The 19,783-nt window shown below is 35.8% G+C and carries 20 protein-coding genes; 12 read left to right on the top strand and 8 right to left on the bottom strand.

Annotated elements, in window-relative coordinates; all coding sequences use genetic code 11:
• Positions 1–66: 66 nt before the first annotated feature.
• On the bottom strand, positions 67–327 hold the full coding sequence (gene rpmA, locus J3U66_RS09300) for a 50S ribosomal protein L27 (protein ID WP_034915250.1): 261 nt from the start codon (positions 325–327) through the stop codon (positions 67–69).
• A 15-nt stretch (positions 328–342) separates the two neighbouring features.
• Positions 343–651, bottom strand: a complete 309-nt coding sequence (gene rplU / locus J3U66_RS09305; RefSeq protein ID WP_025314436.1) for a 50S ribosomal protein L21 — start codon at positions 649–651, stop codon at positions 343–345.
• Between the two features lie 737 nt (positions 652–1,388).
• On the opposite strand from rplU, the gene J3U66_RS09310 reads away from it, so the two are divergent.
• The 4 genes from J3U66_RS09310 (at position 1,389) to J3U66_RS09325 (ending at position 5,591) form a co-directional block, all read left to right on the top strand.
• Entirely contained in the window at positions 1,389–2,411 is a 1,023-nt protein-coding gene (locus J3U66_RS09310; RefSeq protein WP_267333907.1) for a DUF4272 domain-containing protein, read from the top strand.
• 307 nt (positions 2,412–2,718) lie between these two features.
• Positions 2,719–3,216: a MarR family winged helix-turn-helix transcriptional regulator gene (locus J3U66_RS09315; RefSeq protein WP_267333908.1), complete on the top strand. Its 498-nt coding sequence runs from the start codon at positions 2,719–2,721 to the stop codon at positions 3,214–3,216.
• 75 nt (positions 3,217–3,291) lie between these two features.
• On the top strand, positions 3,292–4,410 hold the full coding sequence (locus J3U66_RS09320; protein WP_065634490.1) for an HlyD family secretion protein: 1,119 nt from the start codon (positions 3,292–3,294) through the stop codon (positions 4,408–4,410).
• Entirely contained in the window at positions 4,410–5,591 is a 1,182-nt protein-coding gene (locus J3U66_RS09325; protein ID WP_267333909.1) for an ABC transporter permease, read from the top strand. The genes J3U66_RS09320 and J3U66_RS09325 overlap by 1 nt, the downstream gene beginning before the upstream one ends.
• 208 nt (positions 5,592–5,799) lie before the next feature.
• On the opposite strand, the gene J3U66_RS09330 is transcribed toward J3U66_RS09325, so the two are convergent.
• The gene (locus tag J3U66_RS09330) at positions 5,800–6,225 is read right to left on the bottom strand and encodes a lipoprotein (RefSeq protein WP_267344413.1); all 426 of its coding nucleotides are present in this window, start codon (positions 6,223–6,225) and stop codon (positions 5,800–5,802) included.
• 801 nt (positions 6,226–7,026) lie between these two features.
• Between J3U66_RS09330 and agaR the strand changes: the two genes are divergently transcribed.
• The 8 genes from agaR (at position 7,027) to agp (ending at position 14,202) form a co-directional block, all read left to right on the top strand.
• Positions 7,027–7,797: a transcriptional repressor AgaR gene (agaR, locus tag J3U66_RS09335; RefSeq protein ID WP_416379738.1), complete on the top strand. Its 771-nt coding sequence runs from the start codon at positions 7,027–7,029 to the stop codon at positions 7,795–7,797.
• A gap of 50 nt (positions 7,798–7,847) precedes the next feature.
• The gene (locus J3U66_RS09340) at positions 7,848–9,014 is read left to right on the top strand and encodes an SIS domain-containing protein (RefSeq protein ID WP_267333912.1); all 1,167 of its coding nucleotides are present in this window, start codon (positions 7,848–7,850) and stop codon (positions 9,012–9,014) included.
• Positions 9,015–9,056: 42 nt separating this feature from the next.
• The gene (gene agaV / locus J3U66_RS09345) at positions 9,057–9,545 is read left to right on the top strand and encodes a PTS N-acetylgalactosamine transporter subunit IIB (RefSeq protein WP_267333913.1); all 489 of its coding nucleotides are present in this window, start codon (positions 9,057–9,059) and stop codon (positions 9,543–9,545) included.
• A gap of 16 nt (positions 9,546–9,561) precedes the next feature.
• The gene (agaW, locus tag J3U66_RS09350) at positions 9,562–10,338 is read left to right on the top strand and encodes a PTS N-acetylgalactosamine transporter subunit IIC (RefSeq protein WP_065634485.1); all 777 of its coding nucleotides are present in this window, start codon (positions 9,562–9,564) and stop codon (positions 10,336–10,338) included.
• Entirely contained in the window at positions 10,328–11,224 is an 897-nt protein-coding gene (locus J3U66_RS09355; RefSeq protein ID WP_267333914.1) for a PTS system mannose/fructose/sorbose family transporter subunit IID, read from the top strand. The genes agaW and J3U66_RS09355 overlap by 11 nt, the downstream gene beginning before the upstream one ends.
• Positions 11,225–11,234: 10 nt before the next feature.
• Entirely contained in the window at positions 11,235–11,672 is a 438-nt protein-coding gene (gene agaF, locus J3U66_RS09360; RefSeq protein ID WP_267333915.1) for a PTS galactosamine/N-acetylgalactosamine transporter subunit IIA, read from the top strand.
• On the top strand, positions 11,662–12,822 hold the full coding sequence (gene nagA / locus J3U66_RS09365) for an N-acetylglucosamine-6-phosphate deacetylase (RefSeq protein WP_267348800.1): 1,161 nt from the start codon (positions 11,662–11,664) through the stop codon (positions 12,820–12,822). Before agaF ends, nagA begins: the two co-directional genes overlap by 11 nt.
• Before the next feature lie 120 nt (positions 12,823–12,942).
• Positions 12,943–14,202: a bifunctional glucose-1-phosphatase/inositol phosphatase gene (gene agp / locus J3U66_RS09370; protein ID WP_267333917.1), complete on the top strand. Its 1,260-nt coding sequence runs from the start codon at positions 12,943–12,945 to the stop codon at positions 14,200–14,202.
• Between the two features lie 72 nt (positions 14,203–14,274).
• Here agp and J3U66_RS09375 read toward each other — a convergent pair whose 3' ends face one another.
• The 5 genes from J3U66_RS09375 to J3U66_RS09395 form a co-directional block, all read right to left on the bottom strand.
• Positions 14,275–14,934 (bottom strand): HAD-IA family hydrolase, encoded by a 660-nt coding sequence (locus tag J3U66_RS09375; protein ID WP_267333918.1) that lies wholly within the window; start codon positions 14,932–14,934, stop codon positions 14,275–14,277.
• Between the two features lie 327 nt (positions 14,935–15,261).
• The gene (locus J3U66_RS09380; protein WP_267333919.1) at positions 15,262–16,206 is read right to left on the bottom strand and encodes a hexose kinase; all 945 of its coding nucleotides are present in this window, start codon (positions 16,204–16,206) and stop codon (positions 15,262–15,264) included.
• A gap of 184 nt (positions 16,207–16,390) precedes the next feature.
• Positions 16,391–17,164, bottom strand: a complete 774-nt coding sequence (locus tag J3U66_RS09385) for a DeoR/GlpR family DNA-binding transcription regulator (protein WP_267348801.1) — start codon at positions 17,162–17,164, stop codon at positions 16,391–16,393.
• 92 nt (positions 17,165–17,256) lie between these two features.
• Positions 17,257–18,300 (bottom strand): alcohol dehydrogenase catalytic domain-containing protein, encoded by a 1,044-nt coding sequence (locus J3U66_RS09390; protein WP_267344406.1) that lies wholly within the window; start codon positions 18,298–18,300, stop codon positions 17,257–17,259.
• Between the two features lie 102 nt (positions 18,301–18,402).
• The gene (locus J3U66_RS09395) at positions 18,403–19,779 is read right to left on the bottom strand and encodes a PTS galactitol transporter subunit IIC (protein WP_267333922.1); all 1,377 of its coding nucleotides are present in this window, start codon (positions 19,777–19,779) and stop codon (positions 18,403–18,405) included.
• Between the last annotated feature and the right edge of the window lie 4 nt (positions 19,780–19,783).

Genomic DNA, 19,783 nt, shown 5'->3' on the forward strand with positions numbered 1-19,783 from the left:
TTAAGAAATGAAAAAAGCCCCACAATAACTGTGAGGCTTCTATAATTTTTTTTAAACCGTTTCTAATTAGCTGTTAGCAACGACACTAACATACCGACGGTTTTTAGGACCTTTAACTTCGAACTTTACTTGTCCGTCAATTAAAGCAAATAAGGTATGGTCACGACCACAACCTACATTAGTACCTGGGTGAAATTGCGTTCCACGCTGACGAACTAAAATATTACCAGCAAGAACTTCTTGACTACCATAACGTTTAACACCTAAACGTTTACTTTGGGAATCACGACCGTTACGTGATGAACCACCAGCCTTCTTATGTGCCATTGTTCGATACTCCTATTAAGCGATTGCAGTGATCTTCACATCAGTGAACCACTGACGGTGACCTTGTTGTTTACGATAGTGTTTACGACGACGGAATTTAACAATTTTTACCTTGTCACCACGACCGTGTTCAACAATTTCTGCTTTAATTGTTGCACCTTCAACAAACGGAGCACCAACTTTGATGTCTTCACCATTTGCTACCATTAAAACTTTATCGAAAACAACTTCTGCGCCGGTTTCGACTTCAATTTTTTCCAAGCGAACGACTTGTCCTTCGCTAACTCGGTGTTGCTTACCACCACTTTGGAAAACTGCGTACATACTTAACTCCGCAATAAAAAGCAGACGATTACTTGATTTAAAATATATGTCTGCATTGATTAATCTTATAGGGCGTGAATTTTACGCAAAATTTATCCTTGTTGCAAGCTCTGATTTCTAAAAGATCGCAAAAAGTTACAAAAAAGATCAGAGGCATACACTTTTCAACTTAGAATAACGATAAATGATTATTTCTTTTACGATATTTATTATCAAATACTATTGAGTCTTAACGCGGTAAAAATAAAGCTACGCTGTCATGTATCAATTATAACCGCTCTTGGTTTTCAAGTGAAATAGCTTAGTTTCACTTTTTTACTTACTCTAATCAGATAACAAGAATATGCAGTATATTTACCGATAAGCTTAATCCGTGATTAATTAAGCTGAAAACTATCAAATTTTAACCACAATGACATTAAATAAAATACCGTATCATCAATTAGATGATATCAAGATATTCGTTATTAAATTGTCAGTAAAATACGTAAAAAGTAGACATCAAAGGTCTCTAACAAAACTAAATTTTAAAGTCAGAAAAATAATAGCAGGTTGTTTATATTGTAAACAGTAAATTCAATAAAAAAGCCAAGTATGACTTAACCTCGTTGCATAAATAAAATGTTCCCTTTTATTAATTAATATAAATTAATTAATTAGTTGATAAAAAACTTATTTTTATTATGATAAATTTTATACTTCTATATACATGAAATTTAAGATAAGGTCAGTTTAAAATGTCTACATTAATTACTGCTTACTCAACCCTCACCAATCCACCTGCTATTGATTTTCCGTGTAAACTACTTAATCAACTAAGCTTAGAATCATCTGAACTTCCCGATCACCTTGATGATTTTATCGGTTTTGTGATGAACGCAGGAGACGGAGAAATGAATTCTCGTCGTTATGCTTTATATCGTCATATACAAAGAGTACGACATCTGTTTAGTATTGAAATTGACGAAGATAAATTTGATCAGTTCGCCGATTGGGGCTGGCGAGCTAACGTAATTATTTATCTATATGACAATACTATTCGTAACCCTGACGGCGATGTGTTGCAAGATCCTTATGGTAAGTTTGATAAAAATGCCACCATGCCTTATCCTTTAGATGCAAAACAACGTAAAGCAAAAACAGAACAATATTTAAAAGAACTTGGTATAAACGTTCCCACCAGTTTACCGCCTGTCGTTGCTGAATCTGAAGTAGTATTAAGATCGCCTGACGAGATAGCCCATCGAGCTTTAGCTTTGATGATATGTTGCATTCAAGCAGAAGGCTTTTATGAAAACGACCCCATCGATCCTGATGAGTTTAAACAGCGTTGCCCGATCGGTTATGCTGCTCTATCCGATAATGAACGAGCGTTTATCCACAGTAAGCAACCAGAACAAAAAGATGTAATCAATAAGTCTTGGCGATATGAAGCTTTATTAGCTTTACAATGGGCAATTGAGTGGCAATCTCAGTTACCTTTTGCGGATACTGTATGTGATTCATCTGATTTAGTTAATCAAGCAATGAACTATAACCAACAACCAAATCAGTCTGTCAATTTAAGACCAGTGAGTGAAATATTGGATGCTTTAGATTTACATTATCGTTTACATTGGTTAACAAGAGAATACGGGCGTGAGGATAAGGCGCTTCCTGCATCAATTAACGGCGGTGTGATTTACGAACGCCATTACGCATTAAACTGGCTAACCAATTTTGAAAATGCTGATTGGGATGATGTGGATACGCCAACTTGATTTATAAGCGCTATTTAAAACCATAAACCCTCTGAACAAATAGAGGGAATTGCCATCAATCGATACACAAACGAACACAATAATTTAGATTTTAACTGCAAGATGTTTTACTTAAAATCCACATAATACTAACTAAAGGATTATGTTAACTGAAGTAAGCACATACTTGCGGTGAGATCTTATCCGTAAAATCTAATTATTTAACAAAACTTGCTAATATTTGACACTAAAAAGCGTGTAAAAAATTAATTGATAATTGTAGTGAAATTTGTATAATTAGCCGACTAAATAAATTGAGTAATGATAATTGAATTACAATTCAAGAATGCTACCATCTCGTGAAACTTTAGCACGAGCGCAAAGATTTAATGATGATGTTGTTGACGTTTCGGGTGTGGATCTAGTATTAAGCTTGATCACCACAGCAGATTTAATTCGAGCAAATATTTATGCACAGTTAACCAAAGATTATGGTGTATCTGAAGGCAAGTTTGCTTTATTAATGTCGCTCTATTCTGAAGGCGAAACTAATGCCAGCGATTTAGCATTGCGAATAGGCGTAACACCGGCAACCGTTTCAATTATGGTCAAGCGAATGCTTGCAGCATCAAGCCCTTTAATATCAATGAGCAAAAGTGGAGAAGATGGCCGTACACGTCTGATCGCTTTAACTGATGCTGGCATTAAACTTATTCATAACGCATTACCCAATCATCTCAAAGCTATCCGGGCTTTTGCTCAAGTTTTAGATAGCCAAGAACAAGAATCTTTAATACAGATGTTACGTAAATTATTACGAAAATAAACGACTTTATTACCTTAAAGTCATATTACTTTATCTTAATACTTAGCTGACTAAATAAATGGAAAATAAGCTATAATGAATATGCCAAAAAATATTAAAATCCCCGTTATATTTTTACTACTGCTTTTATTAGGATCAACATTAATTTATTTTGGTTCTCGAAACGACGCTGTATCGGTTGCCAAAAGCATTAAATCAGGTGTACTCACTGCTGATGAAATTAATGTCGCTTTCCAAAATGTTAGTGGTAAATTGTTAAAACGTACCGTCCAAGAATCACAACATGTGAAAAAAGGTGATGTTTTAATGGTACTGGAAGATACCGATACACAGCTTGCTATTGATCAACTTAAAGCAGTAATAGCAGGTCAAGAAGCGGCAATTAATCAAGAACAGGCCGCAATAAAAATTGCTGAAGATGAAACTAATCTATCAGAAGTATCAACGTGGCGAAATATTGAATCAACACAAGCCAATATTGATGCGGCAATTTCAGCAAGAGATTTTGCAAATACAGAATATGATCGCCACACCCAACTTCGTAAAACGGGTGGTGCATCACAATCGCAATTAGATAGTACGCGTAATACTTATATTTCAACTAAGATGAGTGTTATCCAATTACAAAGTCAATTAGCTACATTAATGGTCGGTGCAACACCAGATCAAATAAAACAATTTGCTCAAACTAAAAATGCTACCGGCATGACTTTACAATCGATTATTAATGCGCGTCATAATATTGAAAATCGTCAAAATCAATTAGCACAATTGCGTGCACAATTAGCACAATCACAAGCAGAATTAAAACAACTTGAGATCAATTATCAACGATTAACCCTTACCGCGCCAGAAGATGGAAAAGTCTTAAAACTCATGTATGAAGAAGGGGAATTAGTTCCTACTGGCGCACCAGCAGTGCTGTTAGAAACTGATCGTCAATATGTTGATATTTATGTCAATGAAAAGATGGTTAACGATTTCCAACCAGGTACTAGCGTAAGTGCTAATGTAATTGCGCTTGATAAAACAGTTAAAGGCAAGGTTAGATTTGCGACTGCAGCGCCGTCTTTTGCTGATTTACGCATGACTCGAGAAAGAGGACAAGCCGACTTAACATCTTATCAAGTTAGAATTTATGTTGATCCTATCCCACACTTATTAACGGGTATGACATTAGAGGTCGATCGATAATGCAAAACATGATTAAATCTATGCTTGAAGAGCTTGATGCTATGCTGTCCGGTCACTTTATACCTTATTATAAAGTAGCGATCGGTTTAGCGGCAATTGTTGCACTCATTTTTTCGCTCGTTCTTAGTCATGGAGCCGTGTTTGAAGGTAAAATTGCGGTAATTGATCTTGATGGTTCTAAATATTCTACTGAATTAATTAGTAAAGTGAACACTTCACCTTATATCCAAGTTGCTGAAGTGATAAGATCACCGGTTAATCCGATTACCCTAGTGTCACACGATCGTAATTTGGGTGTGTTATATATTCCTAAAGGCTTAGAAAAAAGTTTAAAAAAAGGTGATCAGACCGTTCGTTTAGGTTATTTTGCCGATGACACCAATGACGCGCAAAATGCGAAAGTGTTACAAAGTCTGAATGAATATATACCTGAATCAGGTGCGGAGCTAAGTGTTAGTCGTGTTTCTGCGTTAGGATTAGGTCGTGAAGGCACCGAGGCAGCATTATCACCAATGCAAATCAAAACACGGTATATGTTTAACCCAGCAAGTTCTTCGACCATATCGACCATTATTTATTTTGTCTACTTTTTTTCTTCTTTAACTTATGGTTTAACATCGTTAATGATCATCGGTCGCCTAAAAGTAACAGGCATGTGGCAAACGGTGTTAGAACGAGGTTTTATGCCATTATTGGCAAGAACAATACCTTATGCACTATTTTATACAACAGGGCTAACCTTGATTACGGCTATATTAGTAATATTTGGACAATTACGCTTTGATGGTAATTATTTTGCTTTTGTACCGAGTATTTTTATGACAGGACTTGCTTTTGGCTGGTTAGGTTTATTGCTATCTTGGAACACCAACAACCCAGGTGAAGGAGCTAGTCGTATGATCTTTTTGGTACCACCTGGATTTATTATGGGGGGATCAACCATGGCCGTAGGTATCATGCCAATATGGGCTTATTATATCAGTCATGCCTTTCCTTTAGTGTGGCTTTTTCGCTTTTTCCGAGATTTTGCCATGCGAGGACGTTCATTAATTGATATGTTAGCAACATATGGCATGTTTATTATCTATCTGACCATTATTGCTTTTGTCGTCATGATGGTGATTAATCATGTTAGAAAGAAAACAGGTATTGAAAATGTAAACCAGATAAAAGATTATTAGTTAAAATACACTAAAATTTTATACTGAAACGCATTTATTTTCTTAACGTTTTTACAAAATTGGGTACTGTTTATTCTATGTGATTTAGATATTGTTAATTTTGGTGATAACGTGTTAACCCAAAGGGGGATGATCTGTCCCCCGCTTAAATCTCAATTCAAATACGACAATAATAACATGCTTTTTGTACTATATTCTGGTCAACAGATTAATATATAGTCGTTGGCAAGATATCTGTATTGCCATTTTGATCTATAAACAAACGGAACACTTTTTTTTCACCATTGTTAAGGGTAAATTCACGTTCACGACGAGGTGCATTGAAACTACACAATCCCTTTCCTTGTATTGATGCGCCAACTAAAATGTTTCCACTAGGTGCATACAATGAAACATACTCTTTTGTTTCTAGCTTTGCTGCCTCGTTACCATTAATGAATACATTAATATAACAGCCACTACCGACAAAGCCTTTATCTCTTATTAATACCAAATTGGCATAATTATCGACTCTATTGTCAAATCCTAAAATTCTCTCTTTTGGGGTATACTTAGCTTCACTCAATAAAGTCGGAGTAGTTGAGCAACCAGCAAGAAAGGTGACAATTAACAATGCAATAATTACTTTTTTCATCTTCTTTCCTAAATCACTTATTTTTCGTAATGTCATGTGATTTAATTGATAAAATTCAAACATAATCGCTTCAATAAAACGGTCAATGAACCAATTGCATCAAAAACGAGAAAATTGCAAAATAAGTTTCTGACAGAAATTTTAAGGAACCTTATGTGTTTAAGTATAAAAATATTTAGTACTACTCTCTAATTCGGGATAACACATAAAGGAGGATTAAAGACAACTTTGTCCTTGATGTTGCGTTAGAATGTTAGGGTATTTTGCAGCACATATCCCTATTTAAAATTATGACTAAAACAATAAAAACCTAAACATCAAGTGCTTACAATTTGAAATGAGAAAAAAGTCCCTAATAGATATAAAAAAATAAAGTCACCGCATTATCCTTTTAACCCAGATACAATATTTGTAATAACAAAATAGTTTTACATAAACCATCCACAATCTAAATAACCACAAATACCCGCTTTTAAAAATGTTCGTATTTATATAAAAAGATGAAACTTGTGATCAAGATCACTTCGCTAATCGAAATCGACTATTTTGTAAATTGGTCAAATTGTTTTCTTTTACTTCTTATCAAGAATTACCTAACAGACTAAATTTACTGATAATATTCTATTTTTTGTTTTCTCCTATTTCCCCACTTCTTTCGTTTAATTTAAAAAAGAAAGCAATATTTACCGTTATTTTCATAAAAGCATTTTGTGACTTATCTATCATTTTCATTGTCTTTCGTGTGTTTAAATTTAATAACTCAATGAAAGTAATGTGAATGAACGTGTTATGAATGATGAAATGATGACCACACTACAACGCCGAGAAAAAATAATTCATTTACTTGATAACCAAAATACAGTTTCGGTTAATAAGTTGAGTAAATTATTTAAAGTATCAACAGTGACTATTCGTAATGATTTACGTCATTTAGAAGATAAAGGCTGCGTATTACGCTGTTATGGTGGTGCTATATTAAATAAGGCCTTTGCCTTTGATAAACCATTGTTAGATAAAAGCCGCATCAATTCAAACATAAAAAATAAAATAGCCCAAAAAGCTGCTGAGCTAGTGCAAGATGGCGATCGTATTATCCTTGATTCTGGCTCGACAACAACAGCAATGGTGCCATATTTATATAAAAAACAAAACTTAATTGTTTTTACCAACGCTATCAATATTGCTTACGACTTATCAACCAATACCGATATTGATGTGATTATTGCTGGTGGCAATATTAGAAAAAAAGCCTACTCGATTTCAGGCCCTACTGTTGAAGAGCAACTAAAAATGTTTCACTTCAATAAGCTCTTTTTAGGCGTTGATGGATTTGACTTAAATGCTGGGATCACAACACCTAATTTTGCTGAAGCTGTTGTTAATCGAATCATGTGTCAAGTATCAAGCGACATTATTGCTATTACTGATTCGACCAAATTTGGACGTAAAAGTTTTTGTCTGATCGAAAAGATCAATTGTATTAATACGCTAATTACTGATTCAAAAATTCCAAAAGACTACTTAACGCAATTACATACATTAGGCATCAATGTCGTTATTGCAGATTCATAAACGACTTTATTTTTATCAAAACAAATTAATTACTAAACAGGGTTCTTATTATGCAACAATACTTTAATTATTCACTAGATTGGTTAACACAACGTAATGCACAACATACCGCTAAAGAAATTTGGCAACAACCACAAATTTGGCGCGAAGTTCTTGAACTAATCCAGCAAAAACAACCTGAACTACAACAATTTTTGCAACCTATACTCACTGATGCCAATTCAGATATCATTTTAACTGGCGCTGGTTCATCTGCTTTTGGTGGTGTTGCACTTGCCCCTTGGCTTCGTGAGCATACCCACCGCAACTTTTTTGCCTATGGCACAACCGAAATTGTCGCAGATCCACTACAATACCTACGTCCTAATAAAAAAACCTTAATCATATCCTTTGCGCGTTCAGGAAACAGTCCTGAAAGTGTGGCAACAGTTCAACTTGCTGACCAATTAGTGGCAGATTGTTATCACCTTTTTATAACTTGTAATCCGAATAGTGCTTTAACCCAATATGCAGCTAACGCCAACAATAGCAAACGAATTTTTGAGCTCATTATGCCAGAAGGTACCAATGATTTAAGCTTTGCTATGACATCGAGTATTAGCAGCATGATGCTAGCAACATTACTGATTTTTGGTCATTTTGATAACCAAACAACTCTCAATGCTGTTAATAAAATTGCTGATATAGCAGAGCAAAAATTGATAAGCTGGCAAGATATTACTAAACAATTAGCAGCAAAATCACATCAACGAGTGATCTATGTGGGTAGTAGCTGTTTTACCGGACTTGCTCAAGAATCAGCATTAAAAATTTTAGAACTAACAGCCGGCAAAATAGCCAGCCGTTTTGACTCAATACTAGGGCTTCGCCATGGTCCTAAATTTATGGTAGATAAACAAAGTCTAGTTATTTGTTTATGTTCGAATGATGCCTATATACACAAATATGATAACGATTTATTTAATGAATTAGTTCACGATCATATCGCTACCGATGTTCTAGCCCTTAGTGGCAAAAACAATAACACCCCAAATGTCTTATCGATTGATAGTGATCTGGCTGATTGTTGGCTACTCTTCCCTTATCTTGTTTTTGCCCAAATGCTCGCTTTTGAAAAATCATTAAGCTGTGGCTTAACGCCCGACAATCCATGTCCTACCGGTGAAGTAAATAGGGTTGTAAAAGGTGTGACTATTTATCCATTTAATCGAGTCTAAACGGTAATTATTTTATATCAAACCACTAGGGAGGGAATCAGTATGGGGACGCCAAATATTCTAATGACACGCATAGATAATCGTTTAGTCCATGGTCAAGTCGGAGTCACTTGGGTAAATGCACTTGGTGCTAATTTATTATTAGTTGCCAATGACAGTGCTGCACAAGATCCAGTCCAACAAAACCTTATGGATATGGTCATCGCTGAAGGTATTCAAACCCGTTATTTTACTTTGCAAAAAACGATCGACATCATCGGCAAAGCCGCCGATCGTCAAAAAATTTTTATTGTTTGTAAAACACCACAAGATGTTCTTACGCTAGTAAAAGGTGGCGTACCTATCAAATTTGTCAATGTCGGTAATATGCATTTTTCAGAAGGGAAAAAACAGATACATAAAACGGTATCGGTTGACGAAAGTGATATTGCCGCATTTAAAGAACTTCACCAATTGGGTGTCACTTGCGAAATTCGCCGAGTGCCCGATGAGTCCGGTGAAAAAATTTCAGATTTACTCAACTTTTGTTAATAACAGGGAGCACTATATGTTAATCGATGCGTTATTAATTGGGCTATTAGCAGGTATTGCTGGCGTTGATCTGTTTGATGGACTCACGCATTTACATAGACCGGTTGTTATTGGTCCTTTGGTCGGTCTAATTTTGGGCGATGTCACAACAGGTTTATATGTTGGCGGTTCATTGGAATTGGTCTGGATGGGGATGGTACCGTTAGCCGGTGCACAACCACCAAATGTGGTCATTGGTGGTGTAATTGGTACCACATTTGCCGTTTTAACTCATGCCGATCCTAAAGTAGCGATTGGAATTGCCGTACCATTTGCTATTGCAGTGCAAGGTTGCATTACTATTTTATTTACTATCTACTCACCAATGATGCATAAATGCGACAAATTTGTCGATCAACTCAACTTCAAAGGTATTGAATGGGTCAACTACTTAGGAATGATTATATTATTTTGTTTCTATTTTATTGTCGCATTTTTACCTATCTATTTTGGTGCAGATGCAGCTACTGAGTTAGTCAAAAAATCACCACAATGGTTACTTGATGGGTTAAGTATTGCCGGTGGTATGATGCCTGCAATTGGCTTTGCCATGTTAATGAAAATTATGATGAAAAAAACTTATATCGCTTATTTTATTCTCGGTTTTCTTGGCGTGACATTTCTAAAATTACCTATTTTGGCAATTGCATTAGGCGCACTTGCCATTGCAATGATCGATTTCTTTAATTATAGCCGTGATAACAATCAAAGTAACAAGCCAGCCGGCTCAATGGAGGTGGAAGATGGGATTTAATAACGATAGTGAAAGCCAAATGGCACAAAAAGCAGAAAAGCGTATGGAACAAGCGTTAGCTACCAGCAAAGTATCGACCGATACCTACAGTGATCAAAGCCAAAATATCACATTAACTAAGAGTGATATCAATCGTATGGCATTTCGATCACTTGCATTACAAGCTTCATTCAATTATGAACGTATGCAAGCGGGCGGTTGGCTATTTACAATTTTACCTGCATTACGAAAAATTCATCAAAATAAAGATGATTTAAAAAATTCAATGCATATGCATATGGAATTTATTAATGTCCACCCTTTTGATGCGACATTCTTGTCTGGACTGGTATTAGCCATGGAAAAAGGCAAAGAAAATATTTCAACCATCCGAGCAGTTAAAGTTGCATTAATGGGGCCTTTAGGCGGTATAGGTGACGCATTATTCTGGCTGACATTATTACCTATTTGTGCAGGAATTGGGGCATCATTGGCATTAGAAGGTAGCTTATTTGGACCAATTATCTTTCTATTAATGTTTAACGTGGTACACTTTGGATTACGTTTTGGCCTTGCTCACTACGGTTATCGGGCTGGTATCAGCACTTTACCATTATTAAAAACGCACACTAAACGTATTTCGCATGCTGCATCAATAGTTGGCATGACCGTTATTGGTGCTTTAGTTGCCTCGTATGTACATTTAGCCACACCACTAGAAATTAATGCAGGACAGGCACATATTGCACTACAAACCGATGTACTGGATAAATTAATGCCTAATCTATTACCGTTAGGCTTTACATTAATGGTTTATTCACTCATGAAACGTAACTTTTCACCGGTTAAATTAATTGGTTTAACTGTAGTAATTGGTGTTTTAGGTAAATTAGTTGGTTTTTTATAAAGGACAAATTATGATAGGTGTGATATTAACCGGTCACGGTAGCTTTGCTACCGGCCTTTTTCAGGCTGCAACACAAATTATTGGCGAGCAAATACAATTTAGCGCAGTTGATTTTCCTGATGGGATGAGTAGTGAACAACTTGAACAACAGCTCAAAGCATCATTAAAATCAAACGATACCGGTGAAGGCGTCATTTTTTTGACCGACATTGTTGGTGGATCTCCTTTTAAACTATCGGCTACGCTTAGCTTCGAATTTGAGAAAATCGAGGTGATTAGTGGTATTAATATGCCGCTATTATTAGAAATATTGTTACAACGCGATGAATTGGATTTGCAAACCTTACGTTTAAAAATTGTTGAAAATGCCGATAAAAGTATTAGTAGTTTATGGCATGAACAACAAAAAAAATCAACTTATGAGAAGGAATGTTCAGATGGCATCTAAGCAAATTCACGCAAAACAAGTTTTAACACCTATTGGTTGGTTAGAAAATGCCATTATCACTATTGAAAAAGATAGAATCACCAATATTGAACTTAGTGATAAACCCAGTGTCAATGAGATTAAAGTATTACCAGCACTAATTGATACCCATATTCATGGCGTAATGGGTGCAGATACGATGGATGCAACGCATACCGCTCTTGATACCATGAGTCGTTTTCTAGCACAGCGTGGTGTAGGTGCTTTTTTGGCAACAACAGTAACGGAAAGCCATGAAAAAATTGAAGCGGCTTTAATACAAGTAAAAAATAGTATTAAACAAGGGGTATCTGGTGCAACCTTACTTGGGTCATATCTAGAAGGACCTTTTTTTACCGCAACACACAAAGGTGCACACCCACAAGAACTACTACATGCCCCCAATCAATTACTCATTGAAAAATGGTTAAAACTTGCAGAAGGGACATTAAAGTGCATCGCTTTAGCGCCTGAATATCCTGAATCGATAGCGATAATCAAATGGCTATCTAGCCAAAAAATACGTGTCATGCTAGGACATACTGATGCAGACTATTCAACTACTAAAGCGGCACTGTTGGCCGGCGCAAGTGGCGTAGTACATTGTTATAATGGAATGTCAGGTTTACAGCATCGTAATCCCGGTGTTGTTGGCGCAGCACTCAGTATTGACAATTGCCAAGCAGAAATCATTGTTGATGGCCACCATGTTCATCCTGCAGCTGTTGCGATTGCTCACAAATGTTGTGGTAAAAATTTATTACTCATCACTGATGCTATGCGAGCAACCGGTATGTCTAATGGAGATTATCAATTAGGCAAATTAGTCGTACATATGCAAGATAATGTTGTACGCACCGATGAAGGAAGTCTTGCTGGAAGTGTATTAACGCTGGATCGTGCTGTTAACAATTTTGCTAAATTTACAGATATTTGTTTTGAACAAGCATGGCTACATGCTAGCTATTACCCAGCAAAAGCATTAGGTATTGATGAAGATTTAGGTAGTATTTCCATCAATAAATTAGCTAATTTAGTCTTACTTAATAAGCGAAATGAACTAGTTGCAACTATTGTTAATGGTAAAGTGGTATATAAATCAAAAGAATATGATGATCATTATTTTTGCTAAATGCTGAACAAAGCATAATTATGATCACTAAACCACGCCTAAAGAATATTTTTATGCTATAACCAAAAGAGTATAACAATGTTATAACTCACGTTTTTAAATGACATAAAAGGAGGTCATATGAAACAAATCCTATTTAAAGGAATATTAGGTTTAACAGCATTGTTGTCATTTTCAACATATGCAACAGATACGCTAGATGATTATACTTTAGAACAAGTGGTCGTATTTAGCCGTCATGGTTTACGTGCACCATTAGCAAGTCCAACAAGCACACTAGGGAAAGTCACGCCAAACCAATGGCCACAATGGGATACACCAGCGAGTTATTTGACCATACGCGGCGGTGTGTTAGAAACATATTTTGGTCACTATTTTAGCCAATGGCTTGTGGATAATAAATTATTAAATGCCGATAGTTGCCCAACTGAAAAAGATGTTTACATTTATACCAACAGCCTTCAACGAACAATTGCGACCGGACAATATTTTGCGGTTGGTGCTTTTCCTGGCTGCATAGTGCCTATTATTCATAAAGAAAAACTCGGTACGATGGATCCACTGTTTTTCCCTGTTATTCGAGATGATAGTCCTGAATTTAAACAAGCTGCGATTAATTCAATTAATCAAAATGCAGATTCTAATGGTATTGACGGGTTAAATAAAAAGCTAAATAAAGCCTATCGAGACATGGCTAATGTCATCAATTATCCAAAATCAAAAGATTGTTTAAACAACAAGCAATGTGACTTTATTGCTTTACCAACACAATTGATCATCGAAAAAGGTAAAGAACCTGGTATTACTGGACCACTACGAACAGGAACATCTATTGCCGATGCCTTTATATTACAATACTATGAAGGCGTACCTTTAGCAAAAGTAGCTTGGGGCAAAATAAAAAATGAGCAGCAATTTAAACAGCTTGTTGCCATTAAAGAAGATTATAATAAGGTTCTGTTTGGCTCACCTGTTGTGGCAAAACACGTCGCTGCAAATTTAGTTAATTACATTAATCAAGCATTCACTGAAAATGACTCAACTATAAAGTTTACTTTTTTAGTAGGGCATGACTCCAATGTAGCTTCTTTATTTTCAACAATGCAGATTCAACCTTATAACTTACCAAACCAGTTTGAAACAACACCTATTGGCGGCAAAGTGGTATTCGAAAAATGGCGAAACAACAGTAGTGGCGAAAAATTTATTAAAATTGAGTATTTTTATCAATCTACAGATCAAATTCGCAACTTATCACCATTGAATCGTGATAATCCACCACAAAAAGTCACCTTAAACATGACAAAATGCCCAACAAATGCAATGGGACTTTGCTCATTCACCACCTTCAAACAAGTGATGGATGATATCAGCAAATAGTGTTATTTATTAATAGTAAGCAAAAACTGTTAAATACGTTTTATGCTTACTATCCATTATGTTTATCTAAGGTTATTCAGCATTAATTTTTGAAATCACAATATCCGTTGGCATAACTTTTTTAATGATTAATTCATCAAAACTATTAATGTTCAATGCAACGTTTGCCTGAGCACAGTTAAGTAAATTAACACCAATAACTTGGCATTTAGCATTAAAAGCAGATTGTATTCCCGCAATCGAATCCTCAAAAACAATACATTGCTCAGCAAGTAATCCAAGTGCTTTTGCGCCTTGCAAGTAACCGTCCGGAGCAGGTTTAGTCTTTGCTACCATTTCACCCGTGATAAAAACGGGTGGTTTCGCTACGCCAAGCAGGTTGAATCGAGATTCAGCAACTATTTTAGTGCCAGAAGTCACAATGCCCCAAGGTATATTTTGCGATGATAACAATTGTAAAAATTTACTCGCGCCGGGTATTTCACCTATGCCATCTAAGTCTTGTGATTCTAATTGCTCCATCCAGTTAAACTCTTGTTTTATCTCTTCATTAGGTTTATCCGGTAAAAAAAGCTTTATATTGTCAATCGCTTTACGCCCATGAATTGAAGTCAACACATAATCATGATCTAGATGATGACGCTTGGCAAATTTTAACCAACAACGCTCAACTGCTGATAATGAGTTGACTAATGTCCCATCTAAATCAAAAAGAAGTCCTTTAGCTTGCATATTATAATTTTCCTGTACGACTACATTGAATTTACTGTTCTATCGATTTTTGCATTAACTGATTTCCATTTAATGCAAATAACGTCAATCAATCACTTTTGCCATACCTGTATAGAGACTCATTAAACATTCAATCTCAACACAACAATACGCTGCTGATATTGTCACAAGTATCACAACAGGCTGCGACTGCATAGCCACATGAACTCACCGTTGAAATAGTTAACAAGTGATAAATAGTAAAAGTCGTTATCTGCTAACTTTATTATTGTGCTTTTTAGTATTTATTAAGATGAAATAAGTTAAATAGCCCCGCCTTTTCAAGCGTTATTTATCCATTACTTGTTGGACAACAACTTGCTGGAAATAGCCATCATAGTTTTGCATATTGACAAAACCAGTTTGTGACTCCATCGTATTTAACATGCCCATCGTCATAGCTCGTTTAAGCATCACCTCTACCGGTTCATGTTGGTGAATACCAACAGCCAGCCCAGCTAAAGTTACATCTCCAGAACCGACAGGATTAACCACATTAATTTTAGGAATTGTTACTCGATAATATTGTCCATGACAACGAGCAAAGGCGCCATTTTTACCCAATGATACAATGACAAAAGCGATGTTATCCAACAAAGGATGATTAACCGCTGAAATCAGTGAATCAATATTTTGTTCATCAATATTAACTTGTAGAATTTGTTGTAGTTCACTCTTATTGGGTTTTATCAAATATGGTTTATTTTGGGAGATTAACACCTCATGCAGCATGTTGCCAGATGAATCAAGTAAAACGGGAATATTGTTTTTATTCGCTTTTTCAATAAGTTGAGCATAAAAATTAACAGGAAAACCTTGGGGCAACGATCCAGAAATTGTGATTACTTTGGCCTGACTTAATAGTGTTTGATAATGATTGAAAAAATGAATCACATCTTGTTCAGTAAGTATAGGTCCTGATTCAAGAATTTCAGTTTGATTCCCCTCATGTAAAATCGCTATACAATTTCTTGATTCCTGCTTTGTAATATAAAAATCATATTTAATATCATCTTCAGTCAATTTTTTTTGAATATATTCACCCGTAGTGCCACCAACAATACCCGAAGCTAATACATCTATCCCCGAATATTTAATCCCCCGAGTTACATTCAGTCCCTTCCCTCCGGCTGTTTTTCTGACGTCTTTTACTCGATTAATATCATTAATGTTAAATTTTGCCAGTGGATAAGAGATATCCACCGAAGGGTTCATTGTAATGGTTAATATCATGTTTTTTTCCTACACAAATGATGCTCTACTATTGTTTATGAGAAATATTCAACTTACTTAATTTGGTTAATATGATGTAAGAAAAAAGTTTGTAACAGTATTAGTCTTTGCTTAAATTCGATAAGCTGAAATTGATGATTTTTTTATAAACGACATTCCATCGAAATCCCATCATCCTTGTATTTTATACAGCTATAAAACCAACACCTTTTGCTTCAAATTCTTGTTTACATCGACTATTAACATCAACATCTGTAATAATTACATCAAGCTGGCTCATAGGTAACACAACATTGATACCATTACGCCCAAACTTTGATGAATCTAAAACCGCAATCACATGTTTTGCAGCTTTAGCCATAACGCTACTTATAGTATAACCTTCATTAAACGTTGTTATTCCTCTTTCAGCATCAATCCCGTCTGCGCCAACAAACAAAATATCTGCTGAAATGCCGGCTAATGATTGCTCAGCAATTTTTCCATGAAAAGAACGTGTTTTGTGTCTGAGCGTACCTCCACACATAAACAACATGATGTCACTATTGTCTGATAAGATAAATGCTGACGTCAGACTATTGGTAATCACTGTAATATGTTTTAGTTTTACCAGCTCTTCAGCTATTAGCATAGTTGTACTACCGCTATCTAAAATAATAGTATCACCTTCTTTAACATGTTTAACTGCTTCAATTGCAATACGCTTTTTTGCTTCTATAAATCGCTGATAGCGATCTTCTAATTGCAACTCTTTAAACGATTTCATTTCTCCATTATCAACGATTTTAGTTGCGCCACCATGAAAACGTATTAATACGCCTTGTTTTTCTAGCAATCTGAGATCAGTTCGAATCGTGACTTCTGAAACATCATATTGCTGAGATAAATCACTCACCAATAAAGTACCTTTCATATTAATAAGCGCTAATATCTGTTGACGTCTTTCACTTGCATTCATATTATTTCCTTTTTCGAAAATTTTTCAGCAGTGTATAACAAACAAAATCAAAAGATAAGCGCTCTTTTTCATGGTGGAATTAATTTAAAATTCTAACGGCAATTCAATAAAATTTTGCCATTCATGGGTTGTCCATTCAAACTACTCACTTCATGAACAAAAGCGTCAAAATCACCAATCACAGCAATGAGATCATCAAGCTTAATTTTGCCGTCTACAAAAAATTGGCTCACCAGTTGCCACTCTTTACCAGGCCAAGGATCGGAATAGTTCATCCAACTACCTAAGATTGCAAGCTCCTTCCTTAAAATCAAACCAAATGTTTTTTCTGGCAAGGTAAGATCATTATGCAGTGTGCCAATCAAACAGACCTTGGCCCTAGGACCGGCAATCTCGATAGCTAATTTAACCGTAATAGGCGATCCTGCAGTTTCTAAAACAATTTGCTCAAAACGGCATGATGACAAAGCTTGATGAATATCTTGAGCGGTTAAATCTTTAGAATTATAGACAGCATCAGCGCCTAATTTTTGAGCTAGTTTTAAACGCTCATCATTGATATCAACAACCGTAATCGATTTAGCCCCCATCGCTTTGGCACATAACAGGGTAAGTAACCCTATTGTGCCACCACCAACAATCACTAAATTTTTATCTTGGCATCCTTTAGCCAATAATAGTGCATGCATACCCACTGTCATTGGCTCAAAAAAAGCGCCTTCCAATGCATTTACTCCTTCGGGTAATTTAAATGCGTTTTTTTGATCTAATACTATATATTGAGCAAATCCACCTGCCATTCTTGATCCGACAAAGGTATAGTTTTTACACAGTGAATAATAGTGTTTTTGGCATTCATCACATTTAAAACAAGGCAATAAAGGCACACAAGAGATCAAATCACCAATCGCAAAGCCCGTGACTGCCTCGCCTTTTTCAACCACGGTACCACTAAACTCATGACCCAGTGTAATTGGATAAAAATGTGCAGCATGATGAAAGATTCTTGGGATATCAGAACCACATAAACCACAATAAGCCACTTTTACTAAAATTTGATTTTGCGAGGTTATTTTAGGTACTTCAACATGTTGTACAGCTAAAGTTCCGCCTTCATTGACAATAACTGTTTTCATTTTCATTTCCTTACGTTAGTCATCACATTTTGTTAATGTATTGCTTTGACTTATTACGCATAGTCAAAGCCAGTTAATTTTTTTTAAAGTGCAACTTCGAATTTATTGATTTATCTGGTCTTTTGCTATTATTTGCTGTTGCAATAATTTATGTTTTTGTGCTCGTTTCCAGGTTAAATACAGGCAGAACAAATAAAAGATACCAATAACTGCAAAACCAATAGGTTGATTTAAATTAACTAACTGAACCATGATATAGGTAATAGGCGAACCACCTTGATCCATCGCACCAACCGAGATGCCATTACCAGCAGTAATAGTACCGGCATTGACGGCAAGCTGAGTGGTTAGTGGCACCATTTGAGTTGCAATCCAAAGCGTAATAGCAATAATGATTGAACCGGAAATAATAATCCTAAACAGATTGCCTTGATGAATCGCCACACCCATTGCGATAAAAAAGCCAATTGTTGCTAAATCACCAAAAGGTAATACCTCATTACCGGGAAGAACGATTGCAATAAAAATACTTAATGGAATAAAAATTAAACTGGCAGATACGACTGTTGAGTGACCGAGTAATAAGGCAGGATCTAAACCAATTAAAAAATCTTGCCCGCCAAATTTTGATTGTAAATGTTTACGTGCTTGTTTAGAAATGGGAGTTAATCCATCCATGATGGGTTTAATCACTCTAGGCATTAATAACATGACTGCCGCGGTTTGAATCGCCAGTTGTAATGTTTGTTTGACGCCATAACCTGCAAGTAATCCTAACAATATCCCCATAAATAAACCAACTGTAACCGGTTCGCCAAATGCGCCAAACCGTTTTTGCATATCAACAGCATTAAAATTAATTTTGTTAATGAAAGGAATTTTTTCAATTACTGTATCAACAAACACAGCTATCGGACCACAATATGCTGAGGTACCATGAGGCACGGCAATTCCATCTAACTCAAAAAAATCTTTTGTATCGTTAGCAAACCAATCACCTAATTTATAAGCAATAATGGCATGAACAATAACACCTAAAATACCTAACCAATAAGAACCAGTCGCGATATAAACAAGTGCACCTGTAAATGTCATGTGCCAGATATTCCAAATATCAACATTCACCACACGCGTCAATTTTAAAATTAACATAACTATATTGACGACAATGGCGATAGGAATGGCAACTAAGGCAATTTGTGAGGCCCAAGTCATTGGCGCTGCACCAGGCCATCCAACATCAACAATACTAAGACTAATATCAAACCGTTCCGCCATTGCTTGCGCCGCAGGTCCGACCGAACTAGTTAATAAACCAACAACCAATCCAATACCGACAAAACCAATACCTATATGGATTCCAGCTTTTAATGAATCACCCAGTTTCATTCTTAATGCTAACGAAAATAGGATAATGACAATAGGTAACATTACTGATGGACCTAGATCCAAAATGTACTGCATAATTTCTGTAAACATAGAT

This window comes from Gilliamella sp. B2969, assembly GCF_026536195.1.
GTDB lineage: Bacteria > Pseudomonadota > Gammaproteobacteria > Enterobacterales > Orbaceae > Gilliamella.

Excerpts from the sequence above, each read along its gene's own strand:
- J3U66_RS09390 (WP_267344406.1), bottom strand. The coding sequence starts at position 18,300 with ATGAAAACAGTTATTGTCAATGAAGGCGGAACTTTAGCTGTACAACAT.
- J3U66_RS09320 (WP_065634490.1), top strand. The coding sequence starts at position 3,292 with ATGAATATGCCAAAAAATATTAAAATCCCCGTTATATTTTTACTACTG.
- agaR (WP_416379738.1), top strand. The coding sequence starts at position 7,027 with ATGATGACCACACTACAACGCCGAGAAAAAATAATTCATTTACTTGAT.
- rpmA (WP_034915250.1), bottom strand. The coding sequence starts at position 327 with ATGGCACATAAGAAGGCTGGTGGTTCATCACGTAACGGTCGTGATTCC.
- rplU (WP_025314436.1), bottom strand. The coding sequence starts at position 651 with ATGTACGCAGTTTTCCAAAGTGGTGGTAAGCAACACCGAGTTAGCGAA.
- agp (WP_267333917.1), top strand. The coding sequence starts at position 12,943 with ATGAAACAAATCCTATTTAAAGGAATATTAGGTTTAACAGCATTGTTG.
- agaF (WP_267333915.1), top strand. The coding sequence starts at position 11,235 with ATGATAGGTGTGATATTAACCGGTCACGGTAGCTTTGCTACCGGCCTT.
- J3U66_RS09340 (WP_267333912.1), top strand. The coding sequence starts at position 7,848 with ATGCAACAATACTTTAATTATTCACTAGATTGGTTAACACAACGTAAT.
- J3U66_RS09380 (WP_267333919.1), bottom strand. The coding sequence starts at position 16,206 with ATGATATTAACCATTACAATGAACCCTTCGGTGGATATCTCTTATCCA.
- nagA (WP_267348800.1), top strand. The coding sequence starts at position 11,662 with ATGGCATCTAAGCAAATTCACGCAAAACAAGTTTTAACACCTATTGGT.
- J3U66_RS09385 (WP_267348801.1), bottom strand. The coding sequence starts at position 17,164 with ATGAATGCAAGTGAAAGACGTCAACAGATATTAGCGCTTATTAATATG.
- agaW (WP_065634485.1), top strand. The coding sequence starts at position 9,562 with ATGTTAATCGATGCGTTATTAATTGGGCTATTAGCAGGTATTGCTGGC.
- J3U66_RS09330 (WP_267344413.1), bottom strand. The coding sequence starts at position 6,225 with ATGAAAAAAGTAATTATTGCATTGTTAATTGTCACCTTTCTTGCTGGT.
- J3U66_RS09395 (WP_267333922.1), bottom strand. The coding sequence starts at position 19,779 with ATGTTTACAGAAATTATGCAGTACATTTTGGATCTAGGTCCATCAGTA.
- J3U66_RS09325 (WP_267333909.1), top strand. The coding sequence starts at position 4,410 with ATGCAAAACATGATTAAATCTATGCTTGAAGAGCTTGATGCTATGCTG.
- agaV (WP_267333913.1), top strand. The coding sequence starts at position 9,057 with ATGGGGACGCCAAATATTCTAATGACACGCATAGATAATCGTTTAGTC.
- J3U66_RS09310 (WP_267333907.1), top strand. The coding sequence starts at position 1,389 with ATGTCTACATTAATTACTGCTTACTCAACCCTCACCAATCCACCTGCT.
- J3U66_RS09355 (WP_267333914.1), top strand. The coding sequence starts at position 10,328 with ATGGGATTTAATAACGATAGTGAAAGCCAAATGGCACAAAAAGCAGAA.
- J3U66_RS09375 (WP_267333918.1), bottom strand. The coding sequence starts at position 14,934 with ATGCAAGCTAAAGGACTTCTTTTTGATTTAGATGGGACATTAGTCAAC.